The sequence below is a fragment of the Falsirhodobacter sp. 20TX0035 genome (assembly GCF_028307215.1).
Taxonomy (GTDB): domain Bacteria; phylum Pseudomonadota; class Alphaproteobacteria; order Rhodobacterales; family Rhodobacteraceae; genus Falsirhodobacter.
The window spans coordinates 21774-38009 of the sequence record NZ_JAQMHV010000012.1 but is presented as its reverse complement, the minus strand read 5'-3'; the positions used below and the strand labels follow the sequence as shown (position 1 = coordinate 38009).

Below are 16236 nucleotides of genomic sequence, written 5' to 3'. Positions count from 1 at the left end.
GTCAGGACCGGAACAGGGTCAGCAGCCGGGGGTCGGTGAAATCCGGCACGGCCAGATCGGCGCCAAGGGCCAGAAGATCCTCCTCGGTCCGGGTGGTGGCAAGGGCGACGGTGGTCAGGCCCGCGCGGGTGGCGGCCAGAAGGCCGGGGGGCGAATCCTCGAAGGCCAGCGCCTCCTCCGCCGCCACGCCCAGCCGTTGCAGCCCGGTCAGATAGGGCAGGGGGTCGGGCTTCGGGCGCGTCATCTCATCCCCGTAGACGATGGTGTCGAAGCGGCCTGCAAGCCCGATCGCGGCCAGCATGTGGTCCACGTTGTGGCGCGGGGCATTGGTGACCAGCGCGATCTTCAGGCCCGCCGCCTGCGCCTCGTCCATCAGGGCCACCGCACCGGGCAGGGGCAGAAGATCGGTGGCGAAGTCGCGGAACAGCGCCTCCTTCCGGTCCAGCAGGGTCACATGCTCGGCCGCGTCATGGTTCGGGAACAGCCGCGTGCCGATGTCCACGTTGGACCGGCCCGAGACGTGCAGGCGGAAGTCCTCGTCGCTCAGGCTCAGCCCGTGTTCGGCCATCAGGTGCCGGATCGCCCGCAGGTGAACGGGGTCGGTGTGGGTCAGCGTCCCGTCAAGGTCGAACAGCAGCGCTTTGATCCGTGGCATGGTCTTTCTCCTCGTGCAGGTGCACCACATAATCCCGTCCGGGGGGAAGGCGATGCGAAACGCCCAGGATCCGAAGGGGCAGATCGCCGCCATTGCCCGGTTCCGCGCGGACGCACAACCGCCCCGCGTCCAGTTCGATCGACGCCGCATCGGTCCGGAAGAGCACGTGCGCGCAGAGCCGCCCGTGATGCGGATGGGGCGAGGGGTCGATCACCAGCGCGTCCGCCGAAGGCCGCACGCCCAGATGCACGCGCTGAAGGATGTCCAGCGTGGCCGCCATGGCCCCCAGATGCACGCCCTTTTCCGTGCCGGAATGGCCTTCCTTCTCATCGGGGTGCAGGGCCTCGCCGAACATGTCCCACGACCGTTCCGGCGCAAGACGCGCCAGCGCGCCGGCATAGATCAGGTCCGACAGGCTTGAATCATGCGAGGTGCGGGCCAGGTCCGCTTCCACCGTGCGGCGCAGGTCGTCTTGGGTCGCGGGGTGGCCCATGTGGTCCAGAAGGGCCAGCAGTTCGTCCACCGGCAGAAGGTGGACCAGCATGGCGAAGCTGGCCTGTTTCTGCACCTGAAGGGCGTTGATGTCGCGGTGCTGCGCCTCGATGAACCAGTCCAGCCGTTCGCCGGGATGGTCGCGTTCATGCGCCTCCAGGTCGAACGGCTCCAGCGTCTCGTACCGGTCGAAGGGCAGGAAGCGGCCTTCGCTGTCGCGCGCAAGGTGCAGGCGGGCGGCGAGGCCGGGCCATTCGCCGATGTCGTCACCGGTCAGCTCCAGCCGCTCCATCAGCCCCTTGCGGCGCAAAGCGGGCAGGCGGTCCAGCGCCTGCCCGGCGTGGATCAGCGTCCAGGCGGCCATGATGTTGGTGTAGGTGTCGTCGTCCACGCCGGGCCGGTCCGCGCCCGGATAACGGATGTGGAACTCGTCCGGCCCCACCACCCCGCGCAGGGACAGGCGGCCCGGATGATCCGGATGCGGCTGCGCAAGGGACGCCCACATGCGCGCGATCTCCACCATCATCTCGGCCCCATAGCCGGCCATGAAGTCCACGTCCCGCGTGGCCAGGAAATAGCGCCACACGTTCAGCGCGATGGCGGAACCGACGTGGAACTGGAACCGCGTGTCGTCGCGGTGCCAGCGGCCGGATTTGGGGTTTTCCTGAAACTCGGGCGTTTCCTCGATCCCCGTGGTGGCGCTGCGCCATGGGTAAAGGGCGCCCGCCAGCCCCTGTTCGGCCGCGCGGCGGCGGGCCGTGCCCAGACGGCGGTGGCGGTGGATCAGAGCCGAGCGCACCACCTCGGGGATGTGGAGGCTGAGGAACGAGAGCGACAGCGTTTCGTCCCAGAAGATCTGGCCGTGATACGCCTCCTGCCACCCGCGCGACGGCAGGCCTGCATCCGACAGCGAGGCGTGGGGCGAGGCCGTCTGCAACAGGTGGAAGGCGTGCAGGGCGGCGGCGCGGGCAAGATTGGGATCCCCCACCTCCACCCGGCAACGGGCCCAAAGCTGGTGCCACGCCATGACGTGATCCTTGCGCAGGTCCACGTAGCCTTGGGCGTCCCGCACCGCGCCAAGAACCGCCTGCGGCAGATCCCCGACCGCGTGATCGCGCGCCGTGTGGACAACGCCGACCTTCTCCACCCGCAGAAGGCCGCCTTCGGCCACGGACACCGCGCCTTCCACCTTTCGCCCGTCCAGCACCACGCGGGTGCGCGCGGCGATGGCCACGTCCACCCCCGTGCCCCTGGTGCGGGTGCGCGTCAGGATGCATCCGTCGCCCGCGTCTTCGCTGTGAACCCGGTCCAGCGCTTGCGGATCGTATCCGCCTTCGGTCACCGCCAGTTCATTGTCCACCCTGTCATGCACGCCGCTGCGCCATTCAATCCGGCCGGACCAGTCCTTTGGTTGAAGGCAGACCGACAGCGCGCCCAGATGCGGATGGGCCATGGACAGGAACCGTTCCTCGGTGAAATGGGTGGTGCGGCCCTGCCCGTCACGGAACAGCACCTCGCGCGACAAAAGTGCCTTCGCCATGTCAAGGCGCTGGCGATAGCGCAGGATCTCCACCCGGTCGAAGGAGAGCCAACCGGCCTCCCCCTCGAGCCGGAACGCGAGGTGGAGCCAGTTCGGCAGGTTGGCGAGCGAGTCGACAGAGACCTCCGTTCCCTCCACTTGCCCGCCAAGCCGCGCGTAGCAGCCCGCGCGGTAAAGGCCGGGATAGTGGGCCTCGCCCCGCGCCTCCTCCGGCGCGCTGGCGCGGGCGTGCAGAACGCCGTTGCCCAGCGACAGGAGGGATTCCCGCCGCCGTTCGTCGGCCGGGTCGTAATGGTCGAAGACGATCTCATACGCGGTGCTGGGCGCGGTTTCGGCGGGGCGGGCAAAGGGACGCGTCAAGGATCACCATAAACTTCGGAATTACATGGGCCAACAGGGGGGTAGGCCGGCAGTTCCGCCCCCGCCGGCGCGACAAAAGGTCCGGACGGGCATTGACGGGCGCAGGACGCCCGGACCATGGTGGCGGACCTTGGGGAGGGGACGCCATGATCCAGAAGATACACACACTGTGCCGCGCCGCGGCCGCCATCGCGCTGCTGGGCGCCCTGCCCGCGCAGGCGCAGGACTGGCCGACCGAGCCGTTGCGCCTGTTCGTGGGCTTTCCGGCCGGATCGTCGCCCGACGCCATCGCGCGCCTTGTGGCGGAACCGTTGTCGCAGGCACTGGGCCAGCCCGTGGTGGTCGACAACCGCCCCGGCGCGGGCGGCGTGATCGGGGTGCAGCAGATGGTGGCGCGGGCCCGCACGGGCCACAGCTTCGGGATGACGATCAACGGGCCGCTCACCACCTCGCAGCGTTTGCTGCCGGACCTGGCCTATGATCCGGCCACCGATGTCGCGCCCGTGGCGCTGATCGCGACCAGCCCGCTGGTGCTGACCGTGGCCGCCGATTTCCCGGCCAACGACATCGCCGGCTTCGTGGCCGAGGCGAAGGCCCATCCGAACGACATCTCCTATGGCTCCGTCGGGCCGGGATCGGGGGCGCATCTGACGACGGAGCTGTTCGCCGCCGCCACGGGAACGGAGCTGTATCACATCCCGTTCCAGAGCTATGCGCAGGTCACGACCTCGCTTCTGGCGGGGGATGTGGATTCGGGGTTCATGGCGCCATCGGCCGCGCTGCCCTTCGTGAAGACGGGGGAGTTGAAGATGCTGGGTGTCACCTCGGCCGAGCCGTTTCCGCAGGCGCCAGACGTTCCGGTGATCGCGGGTCAAGGCGGCGCGCCCGGTGATTTCCGGGCCGAGCTGTGGAACGCCTTCATCGCGCCCGCCGGAACCGACCCCGCGGTGATCGCCCGCCTGAACGCCGAGATCAACCGGATCCTGTCCGACGAGGGCATCCGCAAGACGCTTCTGGATCTGGGTTGGGAAGCGACCCCCGGCACGCCTGAGGATCTGGCAGCGCGGATCAAGGCCGACACCGTCCTCTGGGGCCGCGCGCTGTACCTGATCGAGGCGAAGGCCCCCTGAGACGTCACGGCAGGGGGATGAGATCCGCGTCATCTCCCGGCGGCAGTTGGAACCGGCCATGCGCCGATGACATTCTTGTTCAGCACGCGCGGGCGGACGAAGCCGGGGCGTTTGGGATCATTGAAATCACCGAAGTGAAAGGTGTGGACCGCGTCGACCCATTGCGTCCGTGGCTCATGCTCTCGTGGATCAGGACCATGCCGGGCTTTTGGATGGCGTGACAGGGCGGATGCAGTCCTATCGGACGATCGTCCGTCGCCTTGTTCGGGGGTGGCACCGCCGCGCGGGGCGCAGCAGTGCGGGCGGTCAGCGGAACGTGTGGAAGCGTTCGGCGTCGTCCATGAAGGTCTTTTCGCCGAACGGCGCCTCGTTCGAGCCGAAGGGCATCTGCGCGCGCAGCTTCCAGCTGGCGGGAAGGCCCCATGTGGCCGCGACTTCGGCGTCGATCAGCGGGTTGTAGTGCTGAAGGCTGGCACCGATCCCGACCTCGGCCAGCGCGGTCCAGACGGCCAGCTGGGCCATGCCGCCCGACTGTTCGGACCAGATGGGGAAGTTCTCGGCATAGGCGGCATAGTCGTGCTGCAGCTTGGCGACCACGTCCTGATCCTCGAAGAACAGCACGGTGCCCGCGCCGGCGGCGAAGCTGTCGATCTTCGTGTCGGTGCTGGCGAAGTTGGCGGCCGGAACGATGGCGCGCAGGGTTTCCTTCACGATGCTCCACAGCTTCAGATGCGCGTCGCCGAACAGGATCACGGCGCGCGAGCTTTGGGAGTTGAAGGCCGAAGGCGTCAGCCGGATCGTTTCACGGATCAGGGCGTCGACCTCGTCCTGCGGCAGGGCAAGGTCGCGGCCCAGCACGTATTGCGAACGGCGCTGGCGGAGCAGCGGGATCAGGGTGGATGTCATGGTCTGTTCTCCGGGTTGTGGTGGGCGCGATCGGGACGAACGCCCCCCGCATGTGGGAAAGATCGCCCGGAAACCACCGCGGTCAATGGCAGGGCCGCGGCCGCGTCCGGGCGGCTGATCCTAGAATGCGCCCTTTCGGCGTTGATGATAATGGGGATAAATCGGCATTTTCCGTTGTCCTCAACGCAATGATGCGGGGAACAGCGGCAAGGCGCTGCGCATCTTCTTCTGGCGAAGAAAGGGAAGTTTGCGCGGGCCGCGCGTGAACTGGACATGGCCTGCACGCCAGTGATGCCCGCCATCGCCGGGCTGGAGGATCTGGGCGTCCAGCTGTTCGTGCGCGCCATGCGGCAGGTGTCGCTGACGGCTGCGCCTTCAGCGCCAAAGCGGCAGGGGTCTGGCCACCATGGCCATGCCGGGGCGTGGCGCTGCTGCCGGGGTTCAGCATCACCGAACATCTGCGATCCAAAGCGGCTGGTGCAGGTATCCGCAGGACGGGCGCCGGAGGACCTTTGGCTGACGCTGTATCATCCGCCCTGTCAGGCCCGGCCGGCCGCTACCTTTCCATCTTCTTTGAGAAGGAGCCCCGCGCCCACACAGCTCTCGACGCCTCAGAATCGGTTGCCGCTTCGACAGGCGACATTTCGGGTCAGTTCCGCCCCTTGACGCGAAATGCACATTTGATGAGCGGAAAGATTAACGTCTGTGGCCAGATGGCCGCTGCTCGCCCAAAAAGTGAGCGATGTGTTTCAAAGAAACCTCAGTTCAGGCCCGGATATCATGAAGATTACATTAAAGCTTTACGCTTCAAGGGCATCATGGGAGGCGACGTCTAACGGACGCACTTTGATTCACATCATGGGGACCTGAGGATGAGCACCAACTCTGACGCGAATGCCGCTATCGATCAAAACCAGACCCTGGCCGGCACCACGACCAACGACACGCTGACCGGGGGCGGCGGCAGCGACACGATCACCGGCGGCGCGGGCGACGACCGGCTGGTCGGCGACGCACCTCAGGCCGGGCAGTGGGCCTTCCGCCTCTACAACTACGACTTCAGTTCGGCCAACGGGCAGGCGGGGCAAATCGAATCCGGCACGCTGGCCGGGCAGGGCTATGTGAACGGCTTCAACGTCGACGCGCTGGCACGGCAGGTCCGCGGCAACTCCACCACCGATCCCGATGATTTCGGCGTCATCTACACCAGCACGCTGAACCCCACCGTGGGCGGCACCTACACCTTCTCCACCGCGTCCGATGACGGATCGCGCATGATCATCCGCGACGAGGCGGGCAACATCGTCCCCTTCACGAACTTCGGCAGCACCACGTCGTCGGATTACCTGAACAACGACTATCACCAGGGCCTGACCGAACGGTCCGCCACGATCAACCTGCAGGCCGGCGCGAAATACACGATCGAGATCCGGTACTGGGAAAACGCGGGCGGCGACAACCTTGACGCCACCGTGACCCTCCCGGGGTCCAGCACGAAGACCAGCCTGGCCAACAGCCCCCTGATCGGCGTCCCGCCGGTCACCACGGCCGTGGACGGCGCCGACAGCCTGACGGGCGGCGACGGCAACGACACGCTGATCGGCAATGGCGGCAACGACACCCTTGCGGGCGGGGCCGGGGCCGACAGCGTTCAGGGCGACGCCGGCAACGACACGATCATCTTCGGTCGCGGCGACACGGCCACGGGCGGCACCGGCCGGGACACGTTCACGCTGAACGACGCGCTGGACAACGCCGCCAACACGGCGGACGCGCCCGTCACGCTGGACGGCGGCACCTCCTCGGACGCGGCGGGTGTGGTGGACCGGGACGTGCTGGATATGGGCTCCGCCACCGGCTACACCACCACCATCACCTCGAAGGACGATGCGACGGGCACAAAGAACGGCTATGTCACGCTGGCCGACGGCACCCGGATCAACTTCACCAACATTGAACAGATCATCTGCTTCACCTCCGGCGCGATGATCCGCACGCTGGGCGGCCTGCGCGCGATCGAGACGCTGGCGCCGGGCGACATGGTCGTGACCCGCGACAACGGCCTTCAGCCCATCCGCTGGATCGGCCGGACGACCGTGGGCGGCACCGGGGCCTTTGCGCCCATCCGCATCCGTCCGGGCGCGCTGCCGGACCTGACGGCGGACCTCCTCGTCTCCCCCCAGCACCGGATGCTGATCGAAGGGCACCGCGCGGAACTCCTGTTCGGGGAACGCGAGGTCCTCGCCTCGGCCCGGCACATGGTGGACGGCAAGCATGTCACGGTGGAGGAGACGGGCCGCGTCACCTACATCCACATGCTGTTCGACCGGCACGAGGTCGTCTATGCCAACGGTGCGGCGACCGAAAGCTACCACCCGGCCAGCTATGGCCTGGGCGGCCTGTCCGAGGAAGCGCGCGCCGAGCTGTTCGCGATCTTCCCCGAACTGCGCGCCACGCCCGAAGCCTATGGCCGCACCGCCCGCCGCGCCCTGAAGGTGTTCGAGACGCGCGCGCTGGCCGGCTGACACCGCCCGCATCCCGGCAGACGCCGCGCCGATCCTTCGGCGCGGCGTTCCGCATTCGGGCTGGTGCCGGTCCCGCCCTGTGCTAGCCTGAGCCGTGCATCAGGGAAGGGGCGGGGATGAAGGTCATCGTGATCGGCGCGGGCATCGGCGGTCTGTGCGTGGGGCTGGCGTTGCGCCAGCGGGGCCACGAGGTGTCGGTGTTCGAAAAGGTGACGGCCATCCGTCCCGTGGGCGCGGGCCTGTCGCTGTGGCCGAACGGCATCCTGTGCCTGAACCATCTGGGGCTGGGGGCCGATGTGGCGGCCTTGGGCGGCCGGATGGACACCATGGCCTATGCCGACGGCCCGGGGGGCGAGGTTCTGACGCGCTTTTCCCTTCAGCCCCTGTATGACGCGTCGGGGGTGCGGGCCTTTCCGGTGGCGCGCGCGGCCTTGCAATCCCTGCTGATGGACCGCTTCGGCCATGACGGCATCCGCCTGGGGACCGCGTTGCAAGAGGTTACAGACACCCCGACCGGCATCCGCGCCCGGTTCAGCGACGGGACCGAGGTGGAGGGCGATCTGCTGATCGGCGCGGACGGGGCCCATTCGCGGGTGCGCGCGCACTTCCTTGGCCGGGCGCTGGACCGCCGGCCCGCCGGATACACGAACTGGAACGGGCTGATCCCCGCGGACCCGCACATCGCGCCGGTGGACGGCTGGACCACCTTCGTGGCCGAAGGCAAGCGCGCCTCGGTCATGCCGGTGGGAGGGGGGCGGTTCTACGTCTTCTTCGACGTGCCAACTGCGTTGCAGGGCGAACCGTCCGGGGATCCTCTGGCCGATCTGCACCGCCATTTCGGCCACTGGTGCGCCCCGGTGCGGCGGATGCTGGACGCGGTGACGGCGATCAACCGCGTGGACATCCACGACATCGAGCCCTTCGACACTTGGGTGAAGGGGCGCTGCGTTCTTCTGGGCGACGCCGCGCACAACACGACGCCCGATCTGGGACAGGGCGCCTGCATGGCGATGGAGGATGCGGTCGTCCTTCAACGGGCCCTGACCGATCACGCCGACCTGCCCACCGCCCTGCTCCGGTATCAGGAGGAGCGGGCCCCCCGCGCCCGCGACCTCGTGCTGCGCGCGCGCGAACGCAGCGACGTGACGCATGGCGTGGACCCGGCGGTGACCGCGGACTGGTACGCCTCGCTGCGCGGTGACACGGGGGAGGGCATCCTGCGCGGCATCCGGAAGACGGTGGAGGGCGGCCCGCTGGCTTCGCGTTCCGCCTGATTGCTGCGCACCTTGGACCGGAAGCGCCTGTTCGGCTGGCATCGGGGCCTGATGGCGTCGCAAATGGAGGTCGCGCGGTGGCCCCCGCCGCCCCGGCTGGTCATGAAGACCCTGATTGCAAAGTTTCCGTGACGGACGGGGACGCCGCAGGCTAGACTTCCGCAGGACCTGCCTTACGCCGCATCGGGCAGGCCCGCGGGCCGGACATGTCCGGCGCACCGAAAAAGACCGCGGCGGGTTGATCGAATGGAGATCGCGTTTCACCTGAACGGCACACCGGTGTCACTGGACGTTTCCCCCACCCGAACCCTTCTGGACTGGCTGCGCGAGGATCGCGGCCTGACTGGCACCAAGGAAGGCTGCAACGAAGGCGATTGCGGCGCCTGCACGGTGATGGTCACCGACGATTCCGGGCCCCGTGCCCTGAACGCCTGCCTTCTGTTCCTTCCGCAGCTGCACGGAAAGTCCGTCCGAACGGTTGAAGGTCTGGCCGCGCCCGACGGCCAGCCGCACCCGGTGCAGGCGGCAATGGTGGCCTGCCATGGCAGCCAGTGCGGCTTCTGCACGCCGGGCTTCGTGATGTCGATGGCCTGCGCCCACGCCACGGGGCGCACGGACCATGACGACGTTCTGGCGGGCAACCTGTGCCGCTGCACTGGATACGCGCCCATCGTGCGGGCCGCCGAACAGGCCGCGGGGGAGCCGAAGGCCGACTGGCTGGACGCGCCCCGCCCGCCCCCGCCGGCGCTGCCGATGCGCCCAGACAACGCCGACGCGCTGGCCAACCTTTATGCCGCACACCCCGACGCCACCCTCGTGGCCGGGGCCACGGATGTCGGCCTGTGGGTAACAAAGGCCCTGCGCGACGTGTCCCCCGTCATTTTCCTGAACGGCGTCACCGATCTTCAACAGATCGAACGGGCGGGCGACACCCTGCGCATCGGCGCCGGCGTCACGGTGGAGGCGTTGCGTCTGGCCACCCGCGACAGCCACCCCGCGCTGGCCGAACTCCTGCGCCGCTTCGCCTCGCCCCCCGTGCGCAACGCGGCGACGATCGGCGGCAACATCGCCAACGGATCGCCCATCGGCGACGGGCCGCCCGCGCTGATCGCGCTTGGCGCGGTGCTGCACCTGCGCCGGGGCGACGCCCGCCGGACCCTGCCGCTGGAGGCGTTCTTCCTCGACTACCGCAGGCAGGACCGGCGCGAGGGGGAGTTCGTGGAGGCCGTGACCCTTCCCGCCCAAGCGCCGGACCTGCGCTGCTACAAGGTCTCGAAGCGGTTCGATCAGGACATCTCGGCCGTGTGCGGCTGTTTCGACGTGACGGTGGCCGACGGGATCGTGACGCGGGCGCGGATCGCCTTCGGCGGCATGGCGGCGATCCCCAAGCGCGCCCGCGCGGTGGAGGCGCATCTGATCGGCCGCCCATTGGACGCGGACGCGGCCCTGTCCGCCCCCTTCGCGCAGGATTTCACGCCGCTGACCGACATGCGCGCCAGCGCCGGCTACCGCCTGACCATCGCGCGCAACCTGCTGCTGCGTCTGGTCCATGCCCGGGCCGGGGTTCCGGTGTCCGTGCGGGAGGTGCAGCCATGATTGGCCAGCCGCTGCCGCATGACGCGGCCCCCCTGCATGTGCGGGGGGAGGCGCGCTATGTCGACGACATCCCCCTGCCGCGCGACACGTTGCATCTCGCGTTCGGCCTGTCCCCCGTCGCGCATGGAGAGGTGGAGGATCTGGACCTGTCCGATGTCCGCGCGGCCCCCGGCGTGGTGGAAGTGATCGCCCATCTGGACCCGATGCCCGACTGCTCCCCTTCCGCCCATGACGAACCGCTGCTGGCGGGCGGGACGGTGCAGTATCTGGGCCAGCCCCTGTTTCTTGTGGCCGCGGCCAGCCACGGGGCGGCGCGCCGGGCCGCGCGGCTGGCCCGCGCGACCATTCGCGCCCTGCCCGCCCTCCTGACCATCGACGACGCGCTGGCCGCGAACAGCCGGTTCGAGGAGGGGCCTGTCATCTGGCAGAAAGGCGACCTTTCGGCCCTGGACACGGCGCCCCACGTGATCGAGGGGCGGATGGAGGTCGGCGGGCAGGAGCACTTTTATCTGGAAGGTCAGGTGGCGCTGGCCCTGCCGCAGGAAGGGGGCGGTATGGTGATCCACGCCTCCACCCAGCACCCGACGGAGATCCAGCACAAGGTCGCCCACGCCCTGCACCTGCCGATGAGCGCGGTGCGCGTGGAGGTGCGGCGCATGGGCGGCGGTTTCGGCGGCAAGGAAAGCCAGGGGAACGCCCTCGCCATCGCCTGCGCCGTGATGGCCCACCGCACGGGCCGGCCCTGCAAGATGCGCTATGACCGCGACGACGACATGATGATCACCGGCAAGCGCCACGACCTGCGGATCGAGTATCGCGCGGGTTTCGATGAGGGGGGCCGCATCAGGGCCGTGGACTTCCGGCACCTGTTCCGCTGCGGCTGGTCGCAGGACCTGTCGCTGGCAGTGGCGGACCGGGCGATGCTGCATGTGGACAACGCCTACTTCCTTCCCGCGGTCCGGGTGGAAAGCCACCGGCTGCGCACCCACACCCAATCCGCCACCGCCTATCGCGGCTTTGGCGGCCCGCAGGGCGTGCTGGGGATCGAGCGGGTGATCGACCACATCGCCCACACCCTGCGCATGGACCCGCTGGAGGTGCGGCGCCGGAACTTCTACCGCGGCATGGGCACGGCGCCCGATCCCGAACCCCAGCCGGTGGTGGGGGTGGACACGAAGGCCGATCTGACCACACGCGGCGCCGAGGGAATCGAGCGCCCCGCCCCGCGCCCAGACCCCGGCACGGCCCAGACCACCCCCTATCACATGCCGGTGGAGGATTTCATCGGGCACGAGCTGGTGGCCGAACTGGCGGTGCAGTCCGACTATCACGCCCGCCGGGCGCGGATCGCCGACTGGAACGCGGCCAGCCCTGTCCTGAAACGCGGGATCGCGCTGACGCCGGTGAAGTTCGGCATCGCCTTCACCCTGACCTGGCTGAATCAGGCGGGGGCGCTGGTGCACATCTATCAGGACGGCTCGGTCCAGCTGAACCATGGCGGGACCGAGATGGGGCAGGGCCTGTTCCAGAAGGTCGCGCAGGTGGCGGCCGGCGTCTTCGGGATCGACGTCGCGGATGTGCGGATCACCGCGACAGACACGGGCAAGGTGCCCAACACCTCGGCCACGGCCGCATCCTCGGGCACGGACCTGAACGGCATGGCGGTGAAGGCCGCGTGCGAAACGTTGCGCGGGCGGCTGGTCGCGTTTCTGGCCGAACGCCATCAGGCCCGCCCGGAAGATGTCCGCTTCGCCGCCGGCCGCGTGCGGGTGGGAGGCGAGGGCTACACCTTCGCCGAGGTGGCGGCGCTGGCCTATCAGGCCCGCGTGTCCCTGTCCGCCACCGGCTATTATGCGACGCCCAAGATCACGTGGGATCGGCTGCGGGGGCAGGGGCGGCCGTTCCTCTATTTCTCCTACGGGGCGGCGGTGACGGAGGTGGTGATCGACACCCTGACGGGCGAGAACCGCATCCTGCGCACCGACATCCTGCACGACACCGGCCACAGCCTGAACCCCGCGCTGGACATCGGCCAGATCGAGGGGGGATACGTGCAGGGCGCCGGCTGGCTGACGACCGAGGAGCTTGTCTGGGACAACAAGGGGCGGCTGATGACGCACGCGCCATCCACCTACAAGATCCCGGCCTGTTCCGACCGCCCGCGCGATTTCCGCGTGCAGCTTTGGGACCGCCCGAACCCCGAGGAGACGGTGGGCAAGTCCAAGGCCGTGGGGGAGCCGCCCTTCGTGCTGGGCATCTCGGCCTTCCTCGCCCTTTCTGACGCGGTGGCGGCCTGCGGGAACGGGTCACGTTATGTCGCGCTGGACGCGCCCGCGACGCCCGAACGCCTCCTTGCGGCGGTGGAGCGGCAGCGTGGCTGAGCGGGGGTTCGACATCGAGGCGCTGCGCCGCGCCGTCGCCTGCCATGGCCGCGTGGTCCGCGTGGTGGTGGCCGCGCATCAGGGATCCTCCCCGCGCGAGGTCGGGGCCGCGATGCTGGTCTGGGACGGCGGGACCGAAGGCACCATCGGCGGCGGCGCGCTGGAATGGGAGGCAATCCGGCTGGCGCGTCAGGTCACGGCGCCCCGGCTGGAGCGGATGCCGCTGGGGCCGAAGCTGGGCCAGTGCTGCGGCGGCACGGTGACCCTGTTGCTGGAGCCGTTCACCGAAGTCACCCTGACCGGCCCTGTTCTTGCGCGGGGCGAGGGGGAGATGCCCTTGCCCGTCCGCCGCATCTTGGCGCAGGCCCGCGACCGGGGTGTCCGCCCGCCGCCGCAACTGATCGGTGGCTGGATGGTGGAGCCTGTGGCCGAGGCGGACCGCCCCCTGTGGATCTGGGGGGCGGGGCATGTGGGGCGGGCGCTGGTGGGCGTGATGGCGCCCTTGCCGGGCTTTGACGTGACGTGGATCGACACGGACCGCGCGCGCTTCCCGGACGTGATCCCCGACGGGGTGGCGCCGCTGTGGGCCGCCGACCCCGTGCCCTTTGCCGCCCACGCCCCGGTGCAGGCGGAGCATCTGATCCTGACCTATTCCCACGCGCTGGATCTGGCGATCTGCCACGCCCTGCTGCGCCACGGCTTCGGCTGGGCGGGGCTGATCGGGTCGCAGTCGAAGAAGGCACGCTTTGCCCGCCGCCTGCGGGCGCTTGGGCAGGACCCGGACCGCATCGCCTGCCCCATCGGCGATCCGGCGCTTGGCAAGCATCCCCAGCAGATCGCGGTGGGGGTGGCGGCGCAGCTTCTGGGGCGCGCGGCCCCTTGCCAGCGGGCCGACCGCCCATCAAGGTTGCGGGAAGGGGAGAAAGGGAGGTGCCGATGACGACCCATACCACACGCGCGGGGCTTGAGGTCGCCGTTCCGCTGGCCGACTTCGTGGAGGCGCGCCTTCTGCCGGGCCTGCCCTTGACGCCCGACGCCTTCTGGTCCGGCCTTTCCCGTCTGCTGGCGGAGCTTGCGCTCGAGAACCGCGCTCTTCTGGCCATCCGCGACCGGATGCAGGCGCAGATCGATGACTGGCTGACCGCACGGCGTGGCCGCGACTGGGACGCCCCGGCGTGGAAGGCCTTCCTGTCCGACATCGGCTACCTTCGGCCCGAAGGGCCGGAGTTCCGGGTCGAAACCGGTCCCTGCGACCCGGAGATCGCGCAGCTGGCCGGTCCGCAGCTGGTCGTGCCGGTGATGAACGCGCGCTTTGCGCTGAACGCCGCGAACGCGCGGTGGGGCAGCCTTTACGATGCGTTCTATGGCACCGACGCGCTACCCGGCGCGCCGCAGGGCGGGGGCTATGACGCCGCGCGCGGGGCGCAGGCCGTGGCGGCGGCGGCGCGCTTTCTGGATCAGGCGGTGCCGCTGACGGCGGGATCGCACGCCGACGTGTCCTCTTACGCAGTGAAGGACAGGGCGCTGGTGATCGACGGCGGCGCGCGGGCGCTGGCGGATCCGGCGGCCTTTGCCGGCCACGCTCCGGGGTCGGTCCTGTTCTGCCATCACGGGCTGCACATCGAGCTGATCTTCGATCCGGCGCATCCCGTGGGGGCGGCCAGTCCCTCGGGCCTGCGGGACGTGGTGGTGGAGGCGGCGCTGACCGCCATTCAGGACTGCGAGGACTCCGTGGCCGCCGTGGACGCTGCCGACAAGGTTCTGGCCTATGACAACTGGCTGGGCCTGATGAAGGGCGACCTGGCGGACACCTTCCGCAAAGGCGGGCAGGAGGTGACGCGCCGCCTGAACCCCGACCGGACCTTCACCGCGCCGGATGGCGGCACCCTGACCCTGCCGGGCCGCGCCGTTCTTCTGGTGCGCAATGTCGGCCACCTGATGACGACCGACGCCGTGCGGTTGGACGGGCAGGAGGTGCCGGAAGGGCTTCTGGACGCGCTGATCACCGTTACCGCCGGGATGCACGATCTGGCGAAAATGGATGGCCTCCGGAACTCTCGCCACGCCAGCGTCTACGTGGTGAAGCCCAAGATGCACGGGCCGGCCGAGGCCGCCTTTGCCGACCGCACCTTCGCCATGGTGGAGGACATCCTGCACCTGCCGCGCGGCACCGTGAAGCTGGGCCTGATGGATGAGGAACGCCGCACCTCTGTCAACCTGCGCGAATGCATCCGCGCGCTGAAGGGCCGCATCGCCTTCATCAACACCGGCTTCCTGGACCGCACGGGGGATGAGATCCACACCCTGATGCAGGCGGGCCCCGTCCTGCCCAAGGCCGAGATGAAGGACGCGGTCTGGCTGGCGGCGTATGAGAACGGCAATGTCGATGCGGGGCTGGCCACGGGCCTGAACGGCAAGGGCCAGATCGGCAAGGGCATGTGGGCCAAGCCCGACGCGATGGCCGAGATGCTGGCCGCCAAGATCGCCCATCCGCAGGCGGGTGCCAGCACCGCCTGGGTGCCCTCGCCCACCGCGGCCGTGTTGCACGCGATGCATTATCATCAGGTGGACGTGGCGGCGCGGCAGGATGCGCTGCGGGGCCGTGCGCCCGATCTTGACGCGCTTCTGACCCCGCCGCTGATGGGCCCCCGCAACCTGTCGCCCGAGGCCATCGCGCGCGAGATCGACAACAACTGCCAGTCCATCCTCGGCTATGTCGTGCGGTGGGTGGATCAGGGGATCGGCTGTTCCAAGGTGCCCGACATCGACAACGTGGCGCTGATGGAGGATCGGGCGACGCTCCGCATCTCGGCCCAGTTCCTGGCGAACTGGCGGATGCACGGGCTGATCACCGACGCGCAGATCGAGGATGGGCTGCGCCGCATGGCCGCCACGGTGGACCGGCAGAACGCGGGCGATCCGGCCTACCGCCCCCTGACGCCGGACGGACCGGCCTTCCGCGCCGCCCGCGACCTGATCCTGCAGGGGGCCACCCAGCCCTCGGGGTATACCGAGCCGTTGCTGCACCATTGGCGCCGCATCGCGAAAGGAACCGCATGACCCGACTGACGACGCATGTTCTGGACACGGCCTTAGGCCGCCCCGCCACCGGCGTGCGGGTGGAGTTGTGGGGGGAGGCGCGGCTGGCCGGGGCGGTGACGAACGCCGACGGCCGCACCGACGCGCCCCTGGCGACCGACCTGCCGCCTGGGGCGTATGAACTCCGGTTCCATGCGGGTGACTATCTGCGCGCGACGGGGCAGCCGGACAGCTTCCTCGACCTGATCCCCATCCGCTTCAAAGTGGGGGAGGGGGCGCATCATCACGTGCCGCTGCTGCTGTCGCCCTTCGCCTTCAGCACCTATCGGGGCAGCTGA

12 protein-coding genes are annotated in these 16236 nt (G+C 69.3%); 9 read left to right on the top strand and 3 right to left on the bottom strand.

Annotated elements, in window-relative coordinates; genetic code table 11:
- Nucleotide 1: 1 nt before the first annotated feature.
- Both PIJ50_RS12685 and PIJ50_RS12680 read right to left on the bottom strand, forming a co-directional pair.
- Nucleotides 2-655 (bottom strand): HAD family hydrolase, encoded by a 654-nt coding sequence (locus PIJ50_RS12685; RefSeq protein WP_271975803.1) that lies wholly within the window; start codon nucleotides 653-655, stop codon nucleotides 2-4.
- A complete protein-coding gene (locus PIJ50_RS12680; protein ID WP_271975802.1) occupies nucleotides 621-3047 on the bottom strand; it encodes a glycoside hydrolase family 65 protein in 2427 nt (808 codons plus the stop codon). The genes PIJ50_RS12685 and PIJ50_RS12680 overlap by 35 nt, the downstream gene beginning before the upstream one ends.
- Before the next feature lie 146 nt (nucleotides 3048-3193).
- On the opposite strand from PIJ50_RS12680, the gene PIJ50_RS12675 reads away from it, so the two are divergent.
- Nucleotides 3194-4177 carry a Bug family tripartite tricarboxylate transporter substrate binding protein gene (locus PIJ50_RS12675; protein WP_271975801.1) on the top strand — a complete coding sequence of 328 codons (984 nt, stop codon included), beginning with the start codon at nucleotides 3194-3196 and terminating at the stop codon, nucleotides 4175-4177.
- 306 nt (nucleotides 4178-4483) lie between these two features.
- Here PIJ50_RS12675 and PIJ50_RS12670 read toward each other — a convergent pair whose 3' ends face one another.
- Nucleotides 4484-5083, bottom strand: coding sequence for a nitroreductase family protein (locus tag PIJ50_RS12670; protein ID WP_271975800.1), 600 nt, complete (start codon nucleotides 5081-5083; stop codon nucleotides 4484-4486).
- Nucleotides 5084-5311: 228 nt separating this feature from the next.
- Here PIJ50_RS12670 and PIJ50_RS12665 point away from each other — a divergent pair, with 228 nt between their 5' ends.
- The 8 genes from PIJ50_RS12665 to uraH all read left to right on the top strand — a co-directional run bounded on the left by PIJ50_RS12665 (nucleotide 5312) and on the right by uraH (nucleotide 16236).
- Nucleotides 5312-5749: a helix-turn-helix domain-containing protein gene (locus tag PIJ50_RS12665; RefSeq protein ID WP_271975856.1), complete on the top strand. Its 438-nt coding sequence runs from the start codon at nucleotides 5312-5314 to the stop codon at nucleotides 5747-5749.
- 206 nt (nucleotides 5750-5955) lie between these two features.
- Complete coding sequence (locus PIJ50_RS12660) at nucleotides 5956-7608, top strand: Hint domain-containing protein (RefSeq protein ID WP_271975799.1); 1653 nt, start codon at nucleotides 5956-5958, stop codon at nucleotides 7606-7608.
- Nucleotides 7609-7724: 116 nt separating this feature from the next.
- A complete protein-coding gene (gene hpxO / locus PIJ50_RS12655) occupies nucleotides 7725-8882 on the top strand; it encodes an FAD-dependent urate hydroxylase HpxO (RefSeq protein WP_271975798.1) in 1158 nt (385 codons plus the stop codon).
- Nucleotides 8883-9128: 246 nt separating this feature from the next.
- A complete protein-coding gene (locus tag PIJ50_RS12650; protein ID WP_271975797.1) occupies nucleotides 9129-10478 on the top strand; it encodes a xanthine dehydrogenase small subunit in 1350 nt (449 codons plus the stop codon).
- The gene (gene xdhB / locus PIJ50_RS12645; RefSeq protein WP_271975796.1) at nucleotides 10475-12859 is read left to right on the top strand and encodes a xanthine dehydrogenase molybdopterin binding subunit; all 2385 of its coding nucleotides are present in this window, start codon (nucleotides 10475-10477) and stop codon (nucleotides 12857-12859) included. The genes PIJ50_RS12650 and xdhB overlap by 4 nt, the downstream gene beginning before the upstream one ends.
- Nucleotides 12852-13799 (top strand): xanthine dehydrogenase accessory protein XdhC, encoded by a 948-nt coding sequence (gene xdhC / locus PIJ50_RS12640; RefSeq protein WP_271975795.1) that lies wholly within the window; start codon nucleotides 12852-12854, stop codon nucleotides 13797-13799. The genes xdhB and xdhC overlap by 8 nt, the downstream gene beginning before the upstream one ends.
- A complete protein-coding gene (locus PIJ50_RS12635; RefSeq protein ID WP_271975794.1) occupies nucleotides 13796-15919 on the top strand; it encodes a malate synthase G in 2124 nt (707 codons plus the stop codon). Before xdhC ends, PIJ50_RS12635 begins: the two co-directional genes overlap by 4 nt.
- Nucleotides 15916-16236 (top strand): hydroxyisourate hydrolase, encoded by a 321-nt coding sequence (gene uraH / locus PIJ50_RS12630; RefSeq protein ID WP_271975793.1) that lies wholly within the window; start codon nucleotides 15916-15918, stop codon nucleotides 16234-16236. Before PIJ50_RS12635 ends, uraH begins: the two co-directional genes overlap by 4 nt.